This is a genomic window from Nocardioides eburneiflavus (genome assembly GCF_004785795.1).
Taxonomy (GTDB): domain Bacteria; phylum Actinomycetota; class Actinomycetes; order Propionibacteriales; family Nocardioidaceae; genus Nocardioides; species Nocardioides eburneiflavus.
In genome coordinates this window covers 1,738,119-1,758,930 of sequence record NZ_SRRO01000001.1, presented here as the reverse complement: position 1 = coordinate 1,758,930, position 20,812 = coordinate 1,738,119, and the positions used below count along the sequence as shown (strand labels likewise).

Annotated in this window: 19 protein-coding genes; 9 read left to right on the top strand and 10 right to left on the bottom strand. The window is 73.2% G+C overall.

From position 1 onward, the window contains the following. Nucleotides 1-105: 105 nt before the first annotated feature. Complete coding sequence (locus tag EXE59_RS08260) at nucleotides 106-1,188, bottom strand: DNA polymerase domain-containing protein (protein WP_135838476.1); 1,083 nt, start codon at nucleotides 1,186-1,188, stop codon at nucleotides 106-108. Nucleotides 1,189-1,337: 149 nt separating this feature from the next. Between EXE59_RS08260 and msrB the strand changes: the two genes are divergently transcribed. Then, nucleotides 1,338-1,736: a peptide-methionine (R)-S-oxide reductase MsrB gene (gene msrB, locus EXE59_RS08255; RefSeq protein WP_129456376.1), complete on the top strand. Its 399-nt coding sequence runs from the start codon at nucleotides 1,338-1,340 to the stop codon at nucleotides 1,734-1,736. Here msrB and EXE59_RS08250 read toward each other — a convergent pair whose 3' ends face one another. The 3 genes from EXE59_RS08250 to hemG are packed head-to-tail and all read right to left on the bottom strand — an operon-like array spanning nucleotide 1,737 to nucleotide 4,694. Next, nucleotides 1,737-2,582: a hypothetical protein gene (locus EXE59_RS08250; RefSeq protein ID WP_135838475.1), complete on the bottom strand. Its 846-nt coding sequence runs from the start codon at nucleotides 2,580-2,582 to the stop codon at nucleotides 1,737-1,739. It abuts the gene before it with no gap. A 38-nt stretch (nucleotides 2,583-2,620) separates the two neighbouring features. Further along, nucleotides 2,621-3,340, bottom strand: coding sequence for a hydrogen peroxide-dependent heme synthase (hemQ, locus tag EXE59_RS08245; protein ID WP_135838474.1), 720 nt, complete (start codon nucleotides 3,338-3,340; stop codon nucleotides 2,621-2,623). 4 nt (nucleotides 3,341-3,344) lie between these two features. After that, the gene (gene hemG, locus EXE59_RS08240) at nucleotides 3,345-4,694 is read right to left on the bottom strand and encodes a protoporphyrinogen oxidase (RefSeq protein ID WP_246056620.1); all 1,350 of its coding nucleotides are present in this window, start codon (nucleotides 4,692-4,694) and stop codon (nucleotides 3,345-3,347) included. Between the two features lie 55 nt (nucleotides 4,695-4,749). On the opposite strand from hemG, the gene EXE59_RS08235 reads away from it, so the two are divergent. Together EXE59_RS08235 and EXE59_RS08230 are read left to right on the top strand one after the other, a co-directional pair. Further along, a complete protein-coding gene (locus EXE59_RS08235) occupies nucleotides 4,750-5,646 on the top strand; it encodes an NYN domain-containing protein (RefSeq protein ID WP_135838473.1) in 897 nt (298 codons plus the stop codon). Between the two features lie 58 nt (nucleotides 5,647-5,704). Beyond that, nucleotides 5,705-6,643, top strand: a complete 939-nt coding sequence (locus EXE59_RS08230) for a DUF4349 domain-containing protein (RefSeq protein WP_135838472.1) — start codon at nucleotides 5,705-5,707, stop codon at nucleotides 6,641-6,643. Between the two features lie 77 nt (nucleotides 6,644-6,720). Here EXE59_RS08230 and hemE read toward each other — a convergent pair whose 3' ends face one another. After that, nucleotides 6,721-7,782, bottom strand: a complete 1,062-nt coding sequence (gene hemE / locus EXE59_RS08225) for a uroporphyrinogen decarboxylase (protein ID WP_246056617.1) — start codon at nucleotides 7,780-7,782, stop codon at nucleotides 6,721-6,723. A 71-nt stretch (nucleotides 7,783-7,853) separates the two neighbouring features. Here hemE and EXE59_RS08220 point away from each other — a divergent pair, with 71 nt between their 5' ends. Together EXE59_RS08220 and EXE59_RS08215 are read left to right on the top strand one after the other, a co-directional pair. Further along, complete coding sequence (locus EXE59_RS08220) at nucleotides 7,854-8,474, top strand: DUF3000 domain-containing protein (protein WP_135838470.1); 621 nt, start codon at nucleotides 7,854-7,856, stop codon at nucleotides 8,472-8,474. 4 nt (nucleotides 8,475-8,478) lie between these two features. Then, nucleotides 8,479-9,789: an HRDC domain-containing protein gene (locus tag EXE59_RS08215; RefSeq protein WP_135838469.1), complete on the top strand. Its 1,311-nt coding sequence runs from the start codon at nucleotides 8,479-8,481 to the stop codon at nucleotides 9,787-9,789. A 36-nt stretch (nucleotides 9,790-9,825) separates the two neighbouring features. Here EXE59_RS08215 and EXE59_RS08210 read toward each other — a convergent pair whose 3' ends face one another. From EXE59_RS08210 to EXE59_RS08190, 5 genes are all read right to left on the bottom strand, one after another. Continuing rightward, complete coding sequence (locus tag EXE59_RS08210; protein ID WP_135838468.1) at nucleotides 9,826-11,226, bottom strand: extracellular solute-binding protein; 1,401 nt, start codon at nucleotides 11,224-11,226, stop codon at nucleotides 9,826-9,828. A 9-nt stretch (nucleotides 11,227-11,235) separates the two neighbouring features. Continuing rightward, entirely contained in the window at nucleotides 11,236-11,703 is a 468-nt protein-coding gene (locus tag EXE59_RS08205) for a type II toxin-antitoxin system PemK/MazF family toxin (RefSeq protein ID WP_135838467.1), read from the bottom strand. Between the two features lie 140 nt (nucleotides 11,704-11,843). Further along, nucleotides 11,844-12,440, bottom strand: coding sequence for a hypothetical protein (locus EXE59_RS08200; protein ID WP_135838466.1), 597 nt, complete (start codon nucleotides 12,438-12,440; stop codon nucleotides 11,844-11,846). A gap of 9 nt (nucleotides 12,441-12,449) precedes the next feature. Further along, on the bottom strand, nucleotides 12,450-16,340 hold the full coding sequence (gene hrpA / locus EXE59_RS08195) for an ATP-dependent RNA helicase HrpA (protein ID WP_135838465.1): 3,891 nt from the start codon (nucleotides 16,338-16,340) through the stop codon (nucleotides 12,450-12,452). Nucleotides 16,341-16,397: 57 nt separating this feature from the next. Continuing rightward, the gene (locus EXE59_RS08190; RefSeq protein ID WP_135838464.1) at nucleotides 16,398-16,862 is read right to left on the bottom strand and encodes a hypothetical protein; all 465 of its coding nucleotides are present in this window, start codon (nucleotides 16,860-16,862) and stop codon (nucleotides 16,398-16,400) included. 154 nt (nucleotides 16,863-17,016) lie between these two features. Between EXE59_RS08190 and EXE59_RS08185 the strand changes: the two genes are divergently transcribed. The 4 genes from EXE59_RS08185 to EXE59_RS08170 are packed head-to-tail and all read left to right on the top strand — an operon-like array spanning nucleotide 17,017 to nucleotide 20,798. Continuing rightward, the gene (locus tag EXE59_RS08185) at nucleotides 17,017-17,424 is read left to right on the top strand and encodes a YciI family protein (protein ID WP_135838463.1); all 408 of its coding nucleotides are present in this window, start codon (nucleotides 17,017-17,019) and stop codon (nucleotides 17,422-17,424) included. Between the two features lie 8 nt (nucleotides 17,425-17,432). After that, nucleotides 17,433-18,605, top strand: a complete 1,173-nt coding sequence (locus EXE59_RS08180; protein ID WP_135838462.1) for an RNA polymerase sigma factor — start codon at nucleotides 17,433-17,435, stop codon at nucleotides 18,603-18,605. A gap of 55 nt (nucleotides 18,606-18,660) precedes the next feature. Then, nucleotides 18,661-19,377 carry a response regulator transcription factor gene (locus EXE59_RS08175; protein ID WP_135838461.1) on the top strand — a complete coding sequence of 239 codons (717 nt, stop codon included), beginning with the start codon at nucleotides 18,661-18,663 and terminating at the stop codon, nucleotides 19,375-19,377. After that, entirely contained in the window at nucleotides 19,377-20,798 is a 1,422-nt protein-coding gene (locus EXE59_RS08170; protein WP_135838460.1) for a sensor histidine kinase, read from the top strand. The genes EXE59_RS08175 and EXE59_RS08170 overlap by 1 nt, the downstream gene beginning before the upstream one ends. Nucleotides 20,799-20,812 lie beyond the last annotated feature (14 nt).

Genomic DNA, 20,812 nt, shown 5'->3' with positions numbered 1-20,812 from the left:
GGCTGTGGCACCGCTTCCTCGGCGAGTCGCGCTCGCCACGCCGTACGGCGGTGGGTGACCCACATTCCCCGTGCTCAGGATGTGGCTGCGGCACCGCTGCGAGGCTCAGTCGGCGATCCGGTTCCCCTCGGCGTCCCAGTGCGCCTCGACCTTCTTGCTCGGCTGCACCCGCGGCGGCTCACCGGGCATCTTGGGGTGGTCGGGCGGGAAGTTGAGCTCGACCGGGTGCTCGTCCCACAGGTCCAGCAGGGGCTGGAGCGAGTGGTGCACGTCGTCGATCCCCTCCCACGGGTCGCCGTCCAGCATGAGGCGCGAGGGCACGGAGAACAGGTTGAGGTGGTGGGGGTCGGTCAGGTCGGAGAGCTCGTCCCACGCCAGGGGGGTCGACACCGGCGCGCCGGGGATCGGGCGCAGCGAGTAGGCCGAGGCGATCGTGCGGTCCCGGGTGTTCTGGTTGAAGTCGACGAAGATCCGCTCCCCCCGCTCCTCCTTCCACCACGCCGTGGTCACGCCGTCGTCGCGCTTCTCCAGCTCGCGACCGAACGCGATCGCGGCGTGCCGCACCTCGGCGAAGTCCCACCGCGGCTCGATCCGTACGTAGACGTGGATCCCCCGGTTGCCCGAGGTCTTCGCGAAGCCGGTCATGCCGAGGTCCGACAGCAGCTCACGTGCCACGCCCGCGACCCGTACGGCGTCGGCGAAGGTCGTGCCCGGCTGCGGGTCGAGGTCGATGCGCAGCTCGTCGGGGTGGTCGACGTCGTCGCGCCGCACCGGCCAGGGGTGGAAGGTCAGCGTGCCCATCTGCGCGCACCACACCGGCACCGCGATCTCGGTGGGGCAGATCTCGTCGGCCGTACGCCCCGACGGGAAGGTGATCTGCACCGACTCGAGGTAGTCGGGCGCCCCTTTGGGCACCCGCTTCTGGTAGAACGCGTCGGCGTTGCGGTCCTGCGGCCCAGTCGCCAGCTTCATGCCGGGGCGTACGCCGGAGGTCCACCGCTCCAGGGCCGTCGGCCGGTCGCGCAGGGCCCGCATGAGGCCCTCCTCGACGCTCGTGAAGTACTCCGCGACCATGAGCTTGGTCACCGCGGGCGTGCGATCGGTCGCCTCGTAGATCACCCGCTCCGGCGAGGAGATCCTGACCTCGCGCTCCCCCGCCCGGACGTACGCCTCCGACGCCTTCGCCATGTCACGACCCTAGCCGGGAACGACGCAGTCGTGCCCGGCGTGGGGCGGGAGGTTGAGCAAGCGCGCGGGCGAGCCTGCGAGCACGCGACTGCGCGTCGAAACCCAGCGACCCGGGCCGCGCGCTGGCGTGCCCTCGTAGACTCGGAGCCATGGCCTACGACGTGCAGAAGACCGACGAGCAGTGGCGCGAGGAGCTCACCCCCGAGGAGTACGCCGTGCTGCGCCAGGCCGGCACCGAGCGCGCCTTCACCGGCGAGTACACCGACACCGAGACCGAGGGCACCTACTCGTGCAAGGCCTGCGGGTCCGAGCTGTTCACCAGCGACACCAAGTTCCACTCCGGCTGCGGCTGGCCGAGCTTCTACCAGCCGATGACCGACACCGTGGAGTACATCGAGGACAACTCCCACGGCATGAAGCGCGTCGAGGTCCGCTGCGCGAAGTGCGGCTCGCACCTCGGCCACGTCTTCCCCGACGGGTTCGGCACGCCGACGGGCGACCGCTACTGCATCAACTCGATCAGCATCACGCTCAACGAGAAGAAGTGATCAGGCGGCCGGCTCCAGCGCGGAGCTGATCGTCACCAGCCCCTCGCCGTAGGTCGCGTCGGCCCACTTCTGGATCGAGCCGTCGTCGAAGACGACCTGAGCGTCGAGGGAGTCCGGCGCGAACGACCCGCTGGTCAGCAGCTGCTCGCCCAGCGCCGCCTGCAGCTCCTGGTTGACCTCGTTGAGGTCGGCCTCGGTGCGCTCGACCGTGGTCACGCACAGCATCCCGCCCCATGTCCTGCGCAGCTCTGCCTCGGCGCCCTCGGCGTCCTCGGTGACGGCGACGTTGATGGTGTTGCCGGTCAGCCACGCCGTGGCGTACGTCGGCAGCGCGGAGGCCGCGGCCAGGGTGGCGTCCATGTCCTCGGGGGTCGCCCTGGTGGTGTCGGTGGTGGTGGCGTCGTCGCAGGCGGCGGCGAGCGGGTCCTGCTCCGGCTCGGCCATCACGTCGTAGAGGGCGGCCGGGATGGCGTCGGTGACGGTGAAGGCGGTGCCGTCGTAGGTGCCGGTGAGGGCGTACTGGCCCCACCGCACACCTGAGGCCTCCTCGAAGCCCACGTCGCCCCACTCGAAGTCCGTCAGCGCCGGGCCGCCGCACTGGGGCGGGTACGACTCGGCGACGCCGCCGAGGCACAGCTCGGGTCCGTCCCCGTCGTCGAGCACCATCACCAGCCCCTGCGTACGGACCTCGCCGTCCGGAACCGGTGTCGGCGCCCCGTCGGAGGGCGCTGAGGCGGCGGAGCCACCGGACCCCGAGGGGTCGACGGCCTTCATGTCGGCCTCGGTGGAGCAGGCGGTGGCGGCGCCCAGGACGGTCAGCACGGCAGCGGCGGTGAAGATCCTCATGATGCTCCGACGCTACTGCGCCGCGAGCCGTTCCCGCGTCAGGGCAGGCGGCCGAGCAGCTCTGCCGGCGTCACCCGGGCGCCGGTGTAGAACGGCACCTCCTCGCGGACGTGGCGGCGGGCGTCGGAGGCGCGCAGGTCGCGCATCAGGTCGACGATGCGGTGCAGCTCGTCGGCCTCGAACGCGAGCATCCACTCGTAGTCGCCGAGGGCGAACGACGCGACGGTGTTGGCGCGCACGTCGGCGTAGCCGCGGGCCTGCTGGCCGTGCTGGGCCAGCATCCGACGGCGCTCGGCGTCGTCGAGGAGGTACCACTCGTAGGACCGCACGAACGGGTAGACGCACACGTGCGCCCGCGGCTCCTCGTCGGCGAGGAACGCCGGGATGTGCGACTTGTTGAACTCCGCCGGACGGTGCAGCGCCATCTGCGACCAGACCGGCTCGAGGCGACGGCCGAACGACGTGCGGCGGAACGCGTTGTAGGCACCCTGGAGCTGCTGCGAGTCGGCGGCGTGCCACCACACCATGAGGTCGGAGTCGGCGCGCAGGCCGCTGACGTCGTAGAGCCCGCGGACCGTCACGTCCTGCTCGGCGAGCACCTCGAACAACGCCTCGACGTCGGTCGCCTCTGCGGCCCGGTCGGCGTCGCCGAGGACGTCGCGCAGCCTGAACACCGACCACATCGTGTAGCGGATCGTGTCGTTGAGCTCACGCGTGCGGGCGGCGTTGGTCTTCGCGTCGGGGGACTCGGTGCTCATGGCTTCATTCTGCCCGTGTGACCGAGGCCACGGCCTGCCGGGCCGACCCGATCACCGCCGGGATGCCGACCCCGTCGTACGCCGCCCCGCACACCGCGAGCCCGGGCTGTGCCGCGACCGCGGCCCTGATCCGGGCGACGCGGTCGAGGTGGCCGACGGCGTACTGCGGCAGCCCGCCGCCCCAGCGCTGGACGTGGGTGTCGAGCGGCTGGGCGGTGATGCCGGCCATCGCGGCGAGGTCGGCGAGCGAGACGCGGACCAGCCCGTCGTCGGTGGCCTGCAGCGTCGTCTCCTCGCCGTGGCGGCCCAGCGAGGTGCGCAGCACGACGACGTCGGGGTCGAGGTCGCGCACCCACGCCCACTTGGCGAAGGAGAAGGTCGAGGCCTTGATGGTGCGCTGCTCGACCGGTGGCACGAGGAAGCCGGACCGCTCGACGAGTGCGTCGGGGACGTCCCGCGCGCGGAGGGCGAGCGTGACGACGGCGACGCTCGCAGCCTCGATCGCCGACAGCTCAGCGGCCGCGTCGGGGAGCACCTCCCCCAGCAGCCGCGCGGTGGGCGACGCGGGGGTGGCCAGCACGACCGCGGCGGCCTCGACCGTCTCGGGGTGGGTCGTCGGGCCGACCGTCAGCGCCCACCCGCCGGCCGTACGCCGCAGCGCGCGCACGGTCGCCGAGGTCCGCACCTCGAAGCCGCCGCCGTCGACGACCAGCCCGGGCAGGCGACCCATGCCGCCGGGAAGTGAGGCGAAGACCGGCGCGGTCGACGGCGGGACCGCCGCAGCCTGCTCGAGCAGGCTCCCGCGGCGCGCCATCGCGAGCAGCTGCGGCACGGCCGCCGCGGCCGAGATGCGGCGGGCGTGCCCGGCGTACACGCCTCCGAGCAGCGGTTCGACCAGACGATCCACGAGCTCGTCGCCGAGCCGCGCCGCGACCAGGTCGCCCACGGACACGTCGTCGCCCACGGGGGTGTCGAGCTCGTGGCGCGCGCGGGCCAGGCCCTCCGGGCTGAGCACTCCGCTGGCGGCGAGTCGGTCGAGGTCGAGGGGCACGCCCATCAGCGAGCGCGGCAGCGTGCGCAGCGCGCCGCGCGACCAGACGGCGGACGTGACCGCGGTCGGGTGGACCACCTCGGCGCCGATCTCGGTGGCCAGGGCGAGGCCCTCCGGGCGGCGGGCCAGCATGGCCTCGGCCCCGACGTCGACCGTGAGCCCGGCCACCTCGGCACTGCGCACCTTGCCGCCGACCTGCGGTGACCCCTCGAGCAGGAGCACGTCGCGACCGGTGGCGGCGAGGCCCCGGGCCGCGACCAGTCCGGCGATCCCCCCGCCCACGACCACTGCGTCACGCGTCACGCCACCACCCTGCCAGAGGAGGCAGCGTCCGCCGGGTGCCCCCTAGGCTGCACGCATGGAGTCCACCGGAGCAGCCGATCGGATCGCGGTGATGATCGACGCCGACAACACCAGGCCGGCGTACGCCGACGAGGTGCTGGGCGAGGTCGCGAAGTACGGCGACCCGACGATCCGGCGCGTCTACGGCGACTGGACCAACCCCCACCTCACCCAGTGGGCGCGCAAGCTCAACCGCCTCGGCCTGCGCGCGATGCACCAGAACGCCTACACGTCGGGCAAGAACTCCACCGACCTCGCCCTCGTGATCGACGCGATGGACCTGCTCTACGACGGCAACGTCGAGGCCTTCGCGCTCGTCACCAGCGACAGCGACTTCACGAGCCTCGCCCACCGGTTGCGCGAGTCGGGCAAGAGGGTCTACGTCCTCGGCGAGAACAAGGCGCCGGAGTCGCTGCGCAATGCGTGCGACAAGTTCATCGATCTCGCGGTGGTCACCGACCGGGACGACGACGGTGACGACACCGAGGACGAGGCCGACGACGCCACGGACGAGAAGACCCCGTCGATCAACCTCCAGAGTGCCCTGACCCGCGCGGTCAACGCCGTCTCGGACGACGACGGTTGGGCGCTGCTGCCCGCCCTGGGCAACCAGCTCATCCGCACCCACCCGTCGTTCGACGCCCGCAACTTCGCCGGACCGGGCGCCCGGCTCAGCACGCTCGTCGCGGCCCAGCCCTACCTCGAGACCTCGGGCTCGGGCAATCAGCTGCTGGTGCGGCTCAAGGGCACCCGGCCCGCGAGCGCCAGGGCGGCGTCGAAGAACAAGGCAGCGCCGACCAAGGCAGCACCCACCAAGGCAGCGCCGACTCAGCCCGCACCGACCGAGGCCGCGCCACCGAAGGTCACCACCACCCGGCGGTCCGCGAGGAAGTCGGCCAGCAAGAAGTCCTGACGCATCACGGTTCCGTCACGGCCGGAACCGGTGATCGCGCCGTCGGCGTCGGACGGCCATGACGACCTCCACAGCCTCCCGTGCCGCGGGACTCCTCATCGCGCTCACCACGACGGCCGCGCTGGCCGCCTGCTCCACCTCCGACGGCGGCTCCGACGCCAGCTCCGGCGAGTCGGTGCCGGCCGCCGCGGACTCGGGCTCGGGCTCGGGAGCCGGCGCCGGGTCCGACGCGGACAGCGGTGCCGACCGGTCGACGTCCGACCCGGCCGGATCGGGCGACGGCCCGACGACGCCGCAGATGGAGCGCTCAGTGGTCTCCACCGGCACGATCTCCCTCGCGGGCGAGGACGTGCGCGCTACCCGGCGCGAGGTCCAGCGGGTCGTGGACGCGCAGGGCGGCGAGATCACCGACGAGACGTCCGAGGCCGACTCCGAGGGAGATCCAGCCTACGTCCGGCTCGTCGTACGGGTCCCCAGCGCGGAGTTCGGCGAGACCATGTCGGCGCTCGAGCAGGTCGGGGTGCTGCGGACGTCCGACCGCGGCTCCGAGGACGTGACCACCGAGGTCATCGACACCGGGGTCCGCGTACGTGCGCAGGAGGCGAGCCTCCGGCGGGTCGAGCTGCTGCTCGCCGACGCGCGCGACCTCAAGGACATCATCTGGATCGAGTCGCAGCTGACCAGCCGACAGGCCGAGCTCGACTCCCTGCGGTCCCAGCAGTCGTGGCTGGCGGACCAGACCTCGCTGTCCACCATCACGGTCGACATCTCACGGCACCAGGTGGTCGAGGACGAGCCGGAGGACGAGGAGAAGCCCGCGGGCTTCCTCGCCGGGCTCGACGGCGGGACCAGGGCGCTCGGGGCGGTCGTCACGATCCTCACCACGGTGATGGGTGCGTTGCTGCCCTTCGCCGCGGTGGCCCTGCTGCTCGGGCTGCCGGTGTGGCTGTTCGTACGCCGCCGTCGGGCTCCGGCCGCCCACCCGCCCGCCGCGTAGACGCGCGGACAGAACTGCGCGGGAACCGCTCGCCTCACGCTCGAACCGGGATATGGGAAGGACTTGTGTCCGCGCGTCTACGACGTCAGCGGTCGGTACGCCTGCACGAACTCGGTCAGCGCCGTGAGCTGACCGGGGTCCGTCGACGGGATGACGCCGTGGCCGAGGTTGAAGACGTGCCCCTTGGCGCGACGGCCGGCCTCGATGACCTCGGCCGCGCGTGCGGTCATCACCTCGGTCGGCGCGAAGACGAGCGTGGGGTCGAGGTTGCCCTGCACGGCCCGGTCGCCCACCAGCGGGATCGCCTGGTCGAGCGGCGTACGCCAGTCGACGCCGACCACGTCGGCCCCGGCCTCGCCCATCAGGCCGAGGAGGTTGGTGGTGCCGACGCCGAAGTGGATCCGCGGCACGCCGAGCCCACCGGCCTCGGCGAGCACCCGCTCCGAGTGCGGCATGACCGAGGCGCGGTAGTCGGCCGGGGTCAGGGCGCCCGCCCACGAGTCGAAGAGCTGCACGGCCGAGGCGCCTGCCTCGACCTGGATGCGGAGGTAGGCCGCGGCGATGCCCGCGATCTTGCGCATCAGCGCGTCCCAGACGTCGGGCGCGCCGAACATCATCGCCTTGGTCTTCGCGTGCTCCTTGGACGGTCCGCCCTCGACGAGGTAGGACGCGACCGTGAAGGGCGCCCCGGCGAAGCCGATGAGGGGCGTGGCGCCGAGCTCGGCGACGAGCTGGCGCACGGCCTGGGAGATGTAGGGGACGTGCTCGGGGGCGAGGTCCGGGATCGCCTCGACGTCCGCGAGGGTGCGTACGGGCGAGGCGACGACGGGGCCGACGCCCGGCTTGATGTCGAGGTCGACGCCGACGGCCTTGAGCGGCAGCACGATGTCGGAGAAGAAGATCGCCGCGTCGACCCCGTAGCGACGGACCGGCTGGAGGGTGATCTCGGTCACGAGGTCGGCGTCCATGCAGGACTCGAGCATCCCGATGCCCTTGCGCACCTCGAGGTACTCCGGGAGCGAGCGCCCCGCCTGCCGCATGAACCACACGGGCGTGTGCGAGGGCTGCTCACCGCGGGCCGCACGGAGGAAGGGGCTCTCGGCCAGGCCGGGGTGGGGCGTGCGTACGGCGTCGGTCACTCCCGAATCTTCGCAGGTCAGGCGGCGTGGCGGCACATCGGCGGAGCGGGCCGCTGGCCTACTCTGAGGCCATGGTGGCCCGTCACGAGACCCACCCCGGCAGTGCTGCCGCGGCTGGGCCCGCGGAGTTCCGCGCGGCTGTGGAGTCGATGCGTCGGGCGACCCTGCGCCCTGAGGTGCTCTGCGAGGAGATGCCCGCGCCGCAGCGCATCGCACCCTGGTCGTCCGCGCTGAGCGGCGACGTCACGGTCGACGACGAGGACCTCGGCACCGGCCGCCTGATCCTGCTCCACGACCCGGCCGGCAACGACGCCTGGGACGGCACGTTCCGCTGCGTGGCCTACGCCCGCGCCGACATCGACCCCGAGCTCGGCGCCGACCCGATGCTGGCGGCGGTCGGCTGGTCCTGGCTCGTCGAGGCGCTGGAGGCGCACGGCGCCGGCTTCCATGCGGCGTCCGGCACGGTCACCCGGGTGACCACCGAGAGCTTCGGGCAGATGGCCGACGAGTCCGGCACCGCCCAGGTCGAGATCCGCGCGTCGTGGACCCCCGACGTCGACGACGACGGCGCGCTCGACATGACCGCCCACGTCGAGGCGTGGGGCGAGCTGATGTGCACCGCCGTCGGCCTCCCACCGGTGCCCGAGGGCGTCACCGCCATCCCGAGCCGGCGTGGACAGCGCGGCACCTGAACCGATGCCCGACTCCCCGGACACCTCCCGCACAGAGGCCGAGACCGGCACTGAGCCCGACGTCACCGGGCCCGCCGCCGAGGCCGCGCCCGACGTCGAGGCCGCACCGGCTCCCCTGCTCGAGCTGCGCGACGGCCTTCCGGAGGTCGTCGACACCGACGCCGGGCTCCTCGAGGCGTGCGCGGCCCTCGCCGAGGCGACCGGACCGGTCGCCATCGACGCCGAGCGCGCCTCCGGCTACCGCTACTCCAACCGCGCCTACCTGATCCAGCTGCGCCGCGAAGGAGCCGGCACCTGGCTGGTCGACCCCATCGGGATGTCCACCCTCGCCCCGCTGCAGGACGCCCTCGCCGGCTCCGAGTGGATCCTCCACGCCGCCACCCAGGACCTGCCGTGCCTGCGCGAGGTCGGCCTGACCCCGACCAGCCTCTTCGACACCGAGCTCGCCGGACGCCTCCTCGGCTACCCCCGCGTCGGTCTCGCCACCCTGGTCGAGACCGTGCTGGGGCAGCGGATGCGCAAGGAGCACTCCGCCGCCGACTGGTCGACACGCCCGCTGCCCGAGTCGTGGCTCGAGTACGCCGCGCTCGACGTCGAGGTGCTCCTCGAGCTGCGCGAGCACATGGTCACGGAGCTCGAGAAGGCCGGCAAGGCCGAGTGGGCACGCCAGGAGTTCGACCACCTGCTCGGCTTCGAGCCGGCCGTGCGCGTCGACGCGTGGCGGCGTACGTCGGGCGTGCACCGGCTGCGTGGGCGTCGCGCCCTCGGGGCCGCGAAGGCGCTGTGGGAGGCGCGCGACGCCATCGCCGCGGAGCGTGACGTCACGCCGGGGCGGATCCTGCCCGACTCCGCGATCGTCGTCGCGGCCACCGTGATGCCCACCGACCGTCGCGCCCTGCTCTCCACGCCGGGCTTCCACGGTCGAGGCGCCGGCCGCTACGCCTCGACGTGGGTCGACGCGCTCCAGCGGGTGCGCGAGATGCCCGAGGACGAGCTGCCCACCCGCGCCCCTCGTGGCGACGGCCCCCCGCACCCGCGCACGTGGGCCGATCGCGAGCCGGTCGCCGACCGCCGCTTCAAGTCCGCGCGCGAGTCGATGCTCAACCTCGCCGAGGAGCACCAGCTGCCGGTCGAGAACCTGCTCACGCCCGACTTCCTGCGCCGCCTGATGTGGGCGCCGCCGGCCACCCGCGAGCCGGCCGAGCTGGCGCAGGCCGTACGCGAGCAGCTGGCCTCCTACGGCGCCCGGCCCTGGCAGGCCGAGCTGGTCACCGGCGCGCTGGTCGGCGCGATCCTCGGGGCCGAGCGCGAGTAGCCACTCCAGGTCGGCTGGCGCCGGCAGCGGGGCGCCCTACTCCGAGGGCGACTCGCTCGGCTCCTCGGTCGGCGACTCGGTCTCCTCCTCGGGCGAGAGGATCGTCCGGGAGGCCTGGTCGATCTGCTCGGTGGTCTGCTCGAGGTCGAGCACACCGGGCGCGGTGACCAGCCGGTCCAGCAGCGGCGTCACCGCGTCCACCAGCTCCTCGCGCTGATCGATGAAGGGCGGCACCACCATGTAGCGGATGCTCGAGTTGAAGGCGGCTGCGTTGGCGGGCTCGAGGTCGGGCGCGAGGAAGTCGTCGGAGGCGGCGACCGAGGTGTTCGCCGGCACGATGTAGCCCGTCGAGGCGACGGTCGCGATCGCGGCGTCGGACACGGCGTACGCAATGAAGTCCGCGGCGTCGCCGGTCACCTCGGAGTCCGCTGACAGGCAGAGTCCGCTGATGTCGCCGACCGTGGCGCGGTCCTCGATGACGGGCATCGGCAGGACGTCGAAGTCGAGGTCCTCGACCTCGCGCAGCTCCGGCACGAGGTTGCGGAAGCCGGCCACCATGGCGAGCTCGCCCCGCTTGAAGAGCTGCACCGGCGTCGCTCTCGCGAGCTGGGCGTTGGTCGGCGTCAGCGCAGCGTTGCGCAGGATGGCGAGGGTCTCGTTGAGCGCCTCGCGGGTCGAGTCGTCGCTGAAGGCGAGGGACGTCGGTGCCTCGTCGTCGTCGAAGACCTGCCCGCCGCCGGAGTAGATGAACGGCGCCAGGCCCTGCAGCGTCGGGTCGATCCACACCCCGCGCCGGTCGCCGCGACGCGCTGCGAAGGTCGCGGCGGCACCGAACTCGGCGAGGGTCCAGCGCTCGCGCACGCCCTCGTCGTTGGCGGTGGGCACGTCGTACTCGCGGCGCTCCATCTTGTCGAAGTCGACGAGGTCGGTGTTGTAGTAGACGACCATCGGCGACACCGAGTAGGCCATGCACTGGAGCTCGTCGTCCATCGCGAAGGCGTCGACGGCGTCGCGGGAGAAGCGGTCGCCGAAGTCCACGCCCCGCTCGTCGAGCAGGAGGCTGACCGGCCGGAGGGCCTCTGCCTCGACCAGCTGGTCGAGGTCGATCCGCGAGGTGAGGAAGGCGTCGGGGGCGTTGCCGGCCAGGACGTCGGCGAGCGCGGACTCGTGGTCCGGCCACGACTGGAGGGTGACCTGGCGGGTGGTCGAGGAGGCGTTGAAGGAGTCGACGACGCTCTGGAAGGCGGCGACCTCCTCCTCACTGCCGTAGGCGCCGAAGGTCACCTTGCGCGGCTTCTCGGACGGCTGGCCCGTCCCGCTCGGCGACGGCGTGGGGCCCGGGTCGGGCTCCGCGGCGCCGGTGCAGGCGGCCGTCGTCAGCGTGAGCGCGAAGGCCGAGGCGGCCAGGGCGGCACGGCGGAAGGAGAGGCGAGACACGGCGAAACCCTAGCCGGACAAGCCACGGCGAGCCTCCACGACGGCAGTGAAGATCGTCTCGTCGAGCGCGGCACCCTCGCGTCGTACGCCGTCCCGCTCGAGGTGGATGAGCCGGTCGAGCCGCACCTCGCTGGGTCGCCCCTGCGAGTCCCAGCCGCCGGTGCCGACGTCCATCCAGTGGCGACCGAACCGCGCCTCGTCCTCGGCGTCGCGGTCGTGGTCCTGGCTGCTCAGCATCAGCCCGGTCCACCCGTCACCGGCCACCTCGAGCACCAGCACCGGGCGATCCTTGCCCTGGCTCGGGTCGTCCTCGTAGGGGACCCACGCCCAGACGACCTCGCCGGGGTCGGGCTCGCCGTCGCGCTCGGGGGCGTACGTCGGGGCGCTTGTGGCGTCGGGCGTGGGGTCGGGGGTGGTGTCGGACGCACCCGCCGGGCCGCCGGAGAGGAACGCGCGGATGCGCTTGCCGATCGTCATCCCACGAGCCTAGAGGTGGGCCCGGAGGTGAATGAGTGCGCCGGACCGGGAGCGCCTCACGGCGCGTGGCCGCTCGTAGCGGCTAATTGTGGGACCCGGGGCTGCCACAGCCCGACGCACTCGAGGACCATTTTAATCATTCAGGCCAGGGTGTTGGCGATTTCGCCGTGCCCGGCCGCCTCGAGCTGCTCGGAGAGGACGAGCACCCGGCTGATCTCCTCGTGCGTGGCGCTGCCGAGCGCGGCCCGTCCCGCGGCGACGATCCGCGCGAAGGCGGCCGCCCGGAAGAGGGTCACGGCGAAGTCGCCCCCGGCGATGCCTCGCAGCACGTCGTCGACCATCCGGCGCAGCTCGTCGGGGCCGGGCGGGTCGGCGACCCCGGCGACCACCCGGGCCACGTCAACGCGGCGCTGACCGGCGTCGTACTCGGCGGCGACCTCCTCGGGCGCGGCGTACACCCACGAGCGCAGCAGGAACAGCCGCCACAGGCTGCCGGCGAGCGTGTCGGCGGGCGCGCCGGACCACACCTCGGCGAGCGTCTCGAGACCCTCGGTCTCCGCGAGGTGGACGATCCGCTCGGCCACCTGCGGGTCGTCGGAGGAGCGGGCGCCGCGCACCAGCACGGTCGCGGCCAGGTCGCCGGCCTCGCGCACCTGCGCGGGGTCGGCGCCGCCGACGATCTCGTCGAAGAAGCCGCCGCCGGGCGTCATCGGGCGGTGGTGGATGCGGCCGGTCATGGCACCAGCCTAGGACCGCCCCATCACCTTGCGGATGCGTTGGTCGCTGACCTTCGTGGCCGTGCCGAGGGGTTGGGCGAACAGCGAGACGCGGTACTCCTCCAGCAGCCACCGCGCCTCTCGCAGGTGCTGCGGCACCGGCTGGCCGTCGGGCAGCGCGGCGACCGCATGCAGCCACGCCTCCTGGAGCCCCGACAGCTGGTCCATCAGCTGGCGGTCGCGAGCGACCTGCTGGTCGAGCCGCTCGCGCCGGTAGGTGACCGCCCGGAGGTAGCGCGGGTAGTCGCGCAGCCGCGTGGCGCCGGCCTCGCCGACGAACCCCGGGGCCATCAGCCGGCCGACCTGCGCGCGCATGTCGGTCAGGGCCGGCAGGGTCATCAGGTCGGCGCGCCCGGAGATCGCCTTGTCGGTGGTGCGCCAGGCCTCGAGGACCCGCATCACGTCGTGCACAGCGGCGCTCGTCCCCGCAGCGACCGCCTCCCGGGCCGCGGCGACCACCGCGTCGTACGCCGGCTCGTCGCGCACGGCCGGGTGTGCGTCCACGACCTCGCCGACGATGCCGGCCCGGACGTCGTCGAGCAGGTCGACGACCGAGGCGTACGGGGACCCGACGAGCGCGAGCTTGGCGCGCTGGTCGAGCCCGGCGGCGGCGAGCACGTCGTCCACCGGCTGGGCGGGTCCGAGCGCGAGCAGCACCAGCCGGCGTACGCCGAGGCGGTGGTGGGCGGCGGCCTCGTCTGCGGTGGCGAGCACCTGCAGCCCCACCGTCGCGCCCTCGTCGACGAGGGCCGGGAAGCCACGCACCTCGTGCCCGGCACGACGATGGACGAACGACTCCTCGACGGTGCCGAAGGTCCACGTCGTCCGACCGGTGGCGGTGACGCCGGAGTCGGCGGCGACGTCGGCCATCGCCTGCTCGAAGGTCGGGCGCAGGGGCTCCTTGAGGGCATCGAGGTCCTTGCCACGGCCGGCCTCTCCCCCCTCCTCGGTCACCACGCGGTAGGTCGGGCGCAGGTGGGCGGGCACCTTGGACCAGTCCCACGCCTCGCGGTCGATCACCAGGCTCCGGGTGCTGCGCGCGAAGCGCTCGAGCGCGTCGAGCAAGGGCTCGGCCCCGGGCGGGGTCGCGTCGAGGAACTCGCGCGCGGTGTTGGGCGCCGGCACCATGGCCACCCGCAGCTGCTTGGGCAGCGAGCGGATCAGCTCGGTGACGAGCTCCTCGCGCAGCCCGGGCACGAGCCAGGAGAAGTCGTCGGCCTCGACGCGGTTGAGCGTCGCCACCGGCACGTCGATGGTGAGGCCGTCGTCGGCCGCACCGGGCTCGAAGTGATAGCTGATCGGGAAGGTCAGCCCCGTGTCGCCGGTGCCGTCCCCGGAGAGCCACTGGGTGGGGAAGTCGTGGGCGTGCACCTCGTCGGCGGTGCCGTGGGTGAGCATCTCGGGGTCGAAGGTGAGCAGGTCGGGGCGCTTCTGGCGGGCCCGCTTCCACCACTGGTCGAAGTGCTGGCCGCTGACCACGTCGGCGCCGACCCGGGCGTCGTAGAAGTCGAAGAGGGTCTCCTCGTCGACGACGATGTCGCGGCGCCGCGCGCGGTGCTCGAGCTCCTCGGCCTCCTCGAGCAGGCGAGCGTTCTCGGCGAGGAATCGGTGCCGGGAGTCCCACTCGCGCTGCACGAGGGCGTGGCGGATGAAGAGCTCGCGGGCGAGCGGCGGGTCGACCTTGCCGTAGGACACGAGCCGGTCCGCGACCAGGGGCACGCCGTACAGCGTGACCCGCTCGCGAGCCATGACCGCGGCGCGCTTGCGGGACCAGTGCGGCTCGGAGTAGCTCCGCTTGACCAGGTGGGCGCCCAGCCGCTCGGCCCACTCGGGCTTGATCGCGGCGTTCTGCCGGGCCCACAGCCGCGAGGTCTCGACCAGCTCGGCGCTCATCAGGAAGTCCGGGTTGCGCCCCTTGAGGACGCTGCCGGGGAAGATCGCGAAGCGGGCGTTGCGGGCGCCGACGTACTCGCGCAGCGGGCGGCGCTCCCCCGGCTTGGCCTTCTCTCGCTCCTCGAGCGCGCCGATGTGGCTGAGCAGCCCGGACAGCAGGGCCTGGTGGATGCCGTCCTCGTCGTACGCCGCCCCGCCCTCGCTGCTCCCGGCCTTGCCCAGGTCGAGCTTCATCTCCTTGCACACCTGGCGCAGCTGGGACTCGTAGTCCTGCCACTCGCGGATGCGCAGGTAGTTGAGGTGCTCGCGCCGGCACATCCGGCGGAACGCGCTCGACGACAGCTCGCGCTGCTGGGACCTGAGGTGGCGCCAGAGGTTGAGCCAGGTGAGGAAGTCGCTGGTCTCGTGCTTGAAGCGCGCATGCAGCTGGTCGGCCTGCGCGCGCTGCTCCTCGGGTCGCTCACGCGGGTCCTGGATGGACAGGGCCGCGGCGATGACGAGCACGTCGCGCAGGCAGCCGAGGCGCTCGGCCTCGAGGATCATCCGGCCGAGCCTGGGGTCGATCGGGAGCCGGGCGAGACGCTTGCCGACCGCGGTGAGGCGTACGCCGGGACGGTCGTTCTCCGCGGCCACCGCGCCGAGCTCCTCGAGCAGGTCGGTGCCGGCCTTGACGTTGCGGCGGTCCGGGGGCTCGACGAAGGGGAACCGGGCGATGTCACCGAGGCGCAGCGAGGCCATCTGGAGGATGACGCTGGCGAGGTTGGTGCGCAGGATCTCGGGATCGGTGAACTCCGGGCGTGCCTCGAAGTCCTCCTCCGAATAGAGGCGGATGGCGATGCCTTCGGAGACACGTCCGCAGCGGCCCGAGCGCTGGTTGGCCGAGGCCTGGCTGATCGGCTCGATGGGCAGGCGCTGCACCTTCGTGCGTACCGAGTAGCGGCTGATCCGTGCGACGCCGGTGTCGACGACGTAGCGGATGCCCGGCACGGTCAGCGACGTCTCGGCGACGTTGGTGGCCAGCACGACGCGCCGCACGGTCGAGGAATGGCTGGAGAACACCTTGTGCTGGTCGGCGGCGCTGAGGCGGGAGTAGAGCGGCACGATCTCGAGCCGGGTCCCGCGCTGGTTGAGCTTGTCGAAACTCTCGAACGCCTCGGCCGTGTCGCGGATCTCCCGCTCACCGGGCAGGAAGACCAGCACGTCGCCGGGTCCCTCGGCCGACAGCTCGCGGACGGCGTCGAGGATCGCCTCGGTCTGGTCGCGCTGGACCGGCTCGCCGTCCTCGTCGCGCTCTGTCTCACCGGTTCCTGAGGAGGTGAGGGACGAGCCGTCTCGAAGGGCGAGCAGCGGGCGGTAGCGGACCTCGACGGGGTACGTACGCCCCGACACCTCGACCACCGGGGCGCGGCTCTGCCCATCACCGAAGTGCTCGGCGAAGCGCTCCACGTCGATCGTGGCGCTGGTGATGACGACCTTGAGGTCCGGCCGGCGCGGCAGCAGGCGCTTGAGGTAGCCGAGGAGGAAGTCGATGTTGAGGCTGCGCTCGTGGGCCTCGTCGATGATGATCGTGTCGTACTTGCGGAGGTCGCGGTCGCGCTGCAGCTCGGCGAGCAGGATGCCGTCGGTCATCAGCTTGACCCGGCTGGCCTTGCTGGTGCGGTCGGTGAAGCGGACCTGGTAGCCGACGACGTCACCGAGCTCGGTGCCGAGCTCCTCGGCGATCCGCTCGGCGACCGAGCGGGCGGCGATCCGGCGCGGCTGGGTGTGGCCGATCAGCTTGCCGCCCTCGGCCGACCCGAGCCCGCGACCGAGCTCGAGGCAGATCTTGGGCAGCTGGGTCGTCTTGCCCGAGCCGGTCTCGCCGGCGACGATCACGACCTGGTGGTCGCGGATGGCCGCGGCGATGTCGTCGCGGCGAGCGGAGACCGGGAGCTCGGGCGGATAGATGATCTTCACAACGGGCGCCATTCTCGCCCACGGCGGCAACCGGGTTTCCCCGGACCGGACACGACGGACGCACGTGCGTCAGGAGGCGGAGCCCTCGTCGTCCTCGGGTGCGGTGCTCGGCGGGAGCTGACCGGGTACGCCGCGGGGGCCGCCGCGCATGCCGCCGCGGTCGCCGGGGCCGCGGTCCTCGTCGCGCTGCACCCACCCGCCGCGGCCGGACCAGCGGTCGTCGGTGATCGCGCCCAGCGCGGCCGCGCCGAGCCCGCCGACGATGATGCCGGCCAGGGCGGAGGCGACCAGGGCGGCCAGGCCGAACGTACGGCTCCCCTCCGACCGGCGGGCCGAGCGGAGGCGCTCGCGGAAGCCACGGCGTCGGGCAGCGGGCTCGGCAGGCTCGTCGGGAGCGGCGGCCGCCGGGGCGGCGGCCGCCGGGGAGTCGGCCGCCGGGGAGTCGGCCGCGGGCACGGCGCCGGCGGCGCGTACGGGCTGGGTCTCGTCGTCGGGCTGCGGGACGCGCGTGTCGCGGGGCATGTCGTCGTTCATGGACCGAGCGTGCGCGGGCGACCTGTGCGGCGGCTGTGAGCGTGCCCTGAGATCGCCCAGACTTCTCCGGTCCCCCATGTCGAGAACCCGCCGACGGCTCCGTCCCCGGTGTGGACGCGGCCGCAATGGGCTGCACTCGACAAGGAGAACCGACATGCCGAAGTACCTGATCCTCAAGCACTACCGCGGCGCCCCCGCCACGGTGAACGACGCCCCGATGGACCAGTGGGCGCCGGACGAGGTGGACGCGCACATGCAGTTCATGGACGCGTTCGGCAAGCGCCTGGAGGAGAACGGCGAGCTCGTCGACGCCCAGGCGCTGTCACCCGAGGGCGCCTTCGTGCGCGCGAACGACCAGGGCACCGGCCCGGTGACCGACGGGCCGTTCGCCGAGACCAAGGACCTCATCGCCGGCTGGTACGTCGTCGACGTCGAGGGCTGGGACCGTGCCGTCGAGCTCGCCGGCGAGCTGTCCCTCGCCCCCGGCAAGGACGGCAGGCCGATCCACGAGTGGCTCGAGGTGCGCCCGTTCTACGGCGCGCCGTCGGCCACCGGGGACTGACCTCGGTCGTGGCCGACCCCTTCGACGAGTCGACGCTCCGCCCGCTCGTCCCTGCTGTGATCGGCGTCCTCGTCCGTCGCGGAGCCGACTTCGCGACGGCCGAGGACGCCGTCCAGGAGGCCCTCGTCGAGGCGGTGCGCGCCTGGCCCGACGCCCCGCCCCGCGACCCCAAGGGCTGGCTGGTGACGGTCGCGTGGCGCCGGTTCCTCGACGTCGTGCGCTCCGAGTCCGCGCGGCAGCGCCGGGAGGTCGCGGTGGACCTCGAGCCGGAGCCCGGCCCGACGCAGGACGCCGACGACACGCTGCGGGTCTTCTTCCTGTGCGCGCACCCGGCGCTCACCCCGGCGTCGGCCGTGGCCCTGACGCTGCGGGCGGTGGCGGGCCTGACGACCAAGCAGGTGGCCGAGGCCTACCTCGTGCCCGAGGCGACCATGGCGCAGCGCATCAGCCGTGCCAAGCGGACCGTCTCGGGGCAGGCGTTCGACCGGCCCGGCGACCTCGCGACGGTGCGGCGGGTGCTCTACCTCGTCTTCAACGAGGGCTACACCGGCGACGTTGACCTCGCAGCCGAGGCGATCCGGCTCACCCGGCAGCTGGCGACCCTCGTCAGTCCCGACGGCGAGGACCCCGAGACCGACGGCCTGCTCGCGCTCATGCTGCTCCACCACGCCCGGCGACCCGCCCGCACCCGCGCCGACGGGAGCCTCGTGCCGCTGGCCGAGCAGGACCGCACCCTGTGGGACGCCGCGCTCGCCGCGGAGGGCGTCGCGATCCTCCAGTCCGCCCTGGCCCGGCAGGCCCGCGGCGAGTTCCAGCTCCAGGCCGCCATCGCCGCCCTCCACGCCGACGCCCGCACCGCGGAGGAGACCGACTGGGTCCAGGTCGTGCAGTGGTACGACGAGCTGCTGGCGCTGACCGGCAGCCCCGTCGTACGCCTCAACCGCGCCGTCGCGGTGGGCGAGGCCGACGGCGCCCGCGCGGGTCTCGCGGCTCTGGCCGAGGTCGACCCCGGCCTGCCCCGGCACCGCGCGGCGGCGGCGTACCTCCACGAGAGGGCCGGCGACCTCGCGACGGCCGCGCAGCTGTACGCCGAGGCCGCCGCGCTGGCGACGAACCTCGCCGAGCACACCCACCTGACGAAGCAGGCGGCGCGCCTGAACCGCCCCCCGGTCGGCGAGTAGGTCGTCGACAGGGTTCGCACAGCAACCACACAGGAACTCGCGGCAGGATGCTGCCGTGCAGCAGCTGACCCGGACCGACGGCTCCCCCGTACGCGTCCTCGTCGTCGACGACGAGGTCAACATCGCCGAGCTCGTGGCCATGGCGCTGCGCTACGAGGGCTGGGACCTCCGGACGGCGCACAGCGGCACCGACGCCGTCGCGGCAGCGCGCGACTTCCGCCCCGACGCGGTGGTGCTCGACATCATGCTCCCGGACTTCGACGGCCTCGAGGTGCTGCGCCGGATGCGCGCCGACGGCAGCGACGTACCCGTCCTCTTCCTCACCGCCAAGGACGCCGTCGAGGACCGGATCGCCGGCCTCACCGCGGGCGGTGACGACTACGTCACCAAGCCGTTCTCGCTCGAGGAGGTCGTGGCCAGGCTGCGGGGGCTGATCCGCCGCGGCGGCACCGCCGCGCAGGCCGACGCCGGCAACGTCCTCGTGGTCGGCGACCTCACCCTCGACGAGGACAGCCACGAGGTGCACCGCAGCGGCGAGGAGATCTCCCTGACGGCGACCGAGTTCGAGCTGCTCCGGTTCCTCATGCGCAACCCGCGCCGGGTGCTCAGCAAGGCGCAGATCCTCGACCGCGTCTGGCACTACGACTTCGGCGGCCAGGCCAACGTCGTCGAGCTCTACATCTCCTACCTGCGCAAGAAGGTCGACGCCGGCCGCGAGCCCATGATCCACACGATGCGCGGCGCGGGCTACGTGCTGAAGCCGGCGCCGTGATGTCGCTCCCCCAGCTCCGGCCCCTCACCCTCACCACCCGCCTCGTGGCCGTGGTGGTCCTGCTCGTCGCCGTCACGGCCGCGGCGATCGGGACGGCGACCACGCTGGCCATGAAGCAGAACCTCGACGCCCGGCTCGACGGCGACGTACGCACCGCCCTCGACCGGACCCTCTACGGCCCGGGCGGTCCCGTGCCGCGGCCGGGGGGCGACGACTTCGGTCCCGGCCAGCGCTTCGGCTCCCTCGAGGCGGTCGTGCCCGACTCGGGTGAACCGTCCGGCCTCGTCCTCTCCGAGCGCGACCGCCGCAGCTGGGGCGCGGCGACCGCGCTCGACGAGGAGCAGCTCGCGGTCCTGGCCGACCTCCACGACGACCGCGACCTCCGGACCGTGGACCTCCCGGGGCTGGGGCGCTACCGCATCGCCGTCGAGGGCGTCGAGGGCGGCCTGGTCGTCGCCGGCCTGCCGCTCGACGACGTGGACGACACCGTCGCCGACCTGCTGCGGCTCGAGCTGCTCGCCACCCTCCTCGGCGTGCTGGGAGCGGCCGGCGTCGGCACCTGGGTCGTACGCCGCCAGCTGGCGCCGCTGCGCGAGGTCGCCGCCACCGCGCACCGCGTCGCCGAGCTGCCCTTGGCCTCCGGCGACATCGAGATGACCGAGCGCGTGCCCGGCCGGCTCACCGACGAACGGACCGAGATCGGACAGGTGGGCTCGGCGCTCAACGCGATGCTCGACCACGTCGAGGACTCCCTCGGCCAGCGCCACCGCAGCGAGCAGCAGGTGCGGCAGTTCGTCGCCGACGCCTCGCACGAGCTCCGTACGCCGCTCGCGACGATCGCCGGCTACACCGAGCTGGCCCGGCACCGCCCCGAGACCAGCGGCACCGCGCTCGACAAGGTCGAGACCGAGTCGGCCCGGATGACCGCGCTGGTCGAGGACCTGCTGCTGCTCGCGCGCCTCGACTCCGGTCGCCCGCTCGAGCGGCAGCCGGTCGACCTGTCGCGGCTGCTGCTCGAGGCGGTCGACGACGCGCGCGTGGTCGACGCCGAGCGCTCGTGGCGGCTGTCGCTCCCCGACGAGCCGATCACGGTCACCGGCGACGAGGCGCGGCTGCACCAGGTCGTGAGCAACCTCCTCACCAACGCGCGCACGCACACGCCGCCCGGCTCCACCGTCACGGTCACCGCGACCCGGGACGGCTTCACGGTCCACGACGACGGGCCGGGCTTCGCACCCGACCTGGCGCCCCACGCGTTCGAGCGGTTCACCCGCGGCGACGCGGCCCGTACGCGGGGCGGTGCGGGGCTCGGGCTCTCCCTCGTCCAGGCCATCGTGGCCGCACATAGCGGCTCGGTCGCCCTGTCCAGCTCCCCGGGCGCCACGACGATCACCGTCACGCTCCTCTCCCGCGAGTCGTAAACGACAGTTACAGT

Coding starts and splice junctions, on each gene's coding strand:
- EXE59_RS08200 (WP_135838466.1), bottom strand. CDS start 12,440: ATGACCGGCCGCATCCACCACCGCCCGATGACGCCCGGCGGCGGCTTC.
- hemQ (WP_135838474.1), bottom strand. CDS start 3,340: ATGAGCACCGAGTCCCCCGACGCGAAGACCAACGCCGCCCGCACGCGT.
- EXE59_RS08190 (WP_135838464.1), bottom strand. CDS start 16,862: ATGAACGACGACATGCCCCGCGACACGCGCGTCCCGCAGCCCGACGAC.
- EXE59_RS08215 (WP_135838469.1), top strand. CDS start 8,479: ATGCCCGACTCCCCGGACACCTCCCGCACAGAGGCCGAGACCGGCACT.
- msrB (WP_129456376.1), top strand. CDS start 1,338: ATGGCCTACGACGTGCAGAAGACCGACGAGCAGTGGCGCGAGGAGCTC.
- EXE59_RS08260 (WP_135838476.1), bottom strand. CDS start 1,188: ATGGCGAAGGCGTCGGAGGCGTACGTCCGGGCGGGGGAGCGCGAGGTC.
- hrpA (WP_135838465.1), bottom strand. CDS start 16,340: ATGGCGCCCGTTGTGAAGATCATCTATCCGCCCGAGCTCCCGGTCTCC.
- EXE59_RS08220 (WP_135838470.1), top strand. CDS start 7,854: ATGGTGGCCCGTCACGAGACCCACCCCGGCAGTGCTGCCGCGGCTGGG.
- EXE59_RS08230 (WP_135838472.1), top strand. CDS start 5,705: ATGACGACCTCCACAGCCTCCCGTGCCGCGGGACTCCTCATCGCGCTC.
- EXE59_RS08235 (WP_135838473.1), top strand. CDS start 4,750: ATGGAGTCCACCGGAGCAGCCGATCGGATCGCGGTGATGATCGACGCC.
- EXE59_RS08205 (WP_135838467.1), bottom strand. CDS start 11,703: ATGACGATCGGCAAGCGCATCCGCGCGTTCCTCTCCGGCGGCCCGGCG.
- EXE59_RS08170 (WP_135838460.1), top strand. CDS start 19,377: ATGTCGCTCCCCCAGCTCCGGCCCCTCACCCTCACCACCCGCCTCGTG.
- EXE59_RS08250 (WP_135838475.1), bottom strand. CDS start 2,582: ATGAGGATCTTCACCGCCGCTGCCGTGCTGACCGTCCTGGGCGCCGCC.
- EXE59_RS08185 (WP_135838463.1), top strand. CDS start 17,017: ATGCCGAAGTACCTGATCCTCAAGCACTACCGCGGCGCCCCCGCCACG.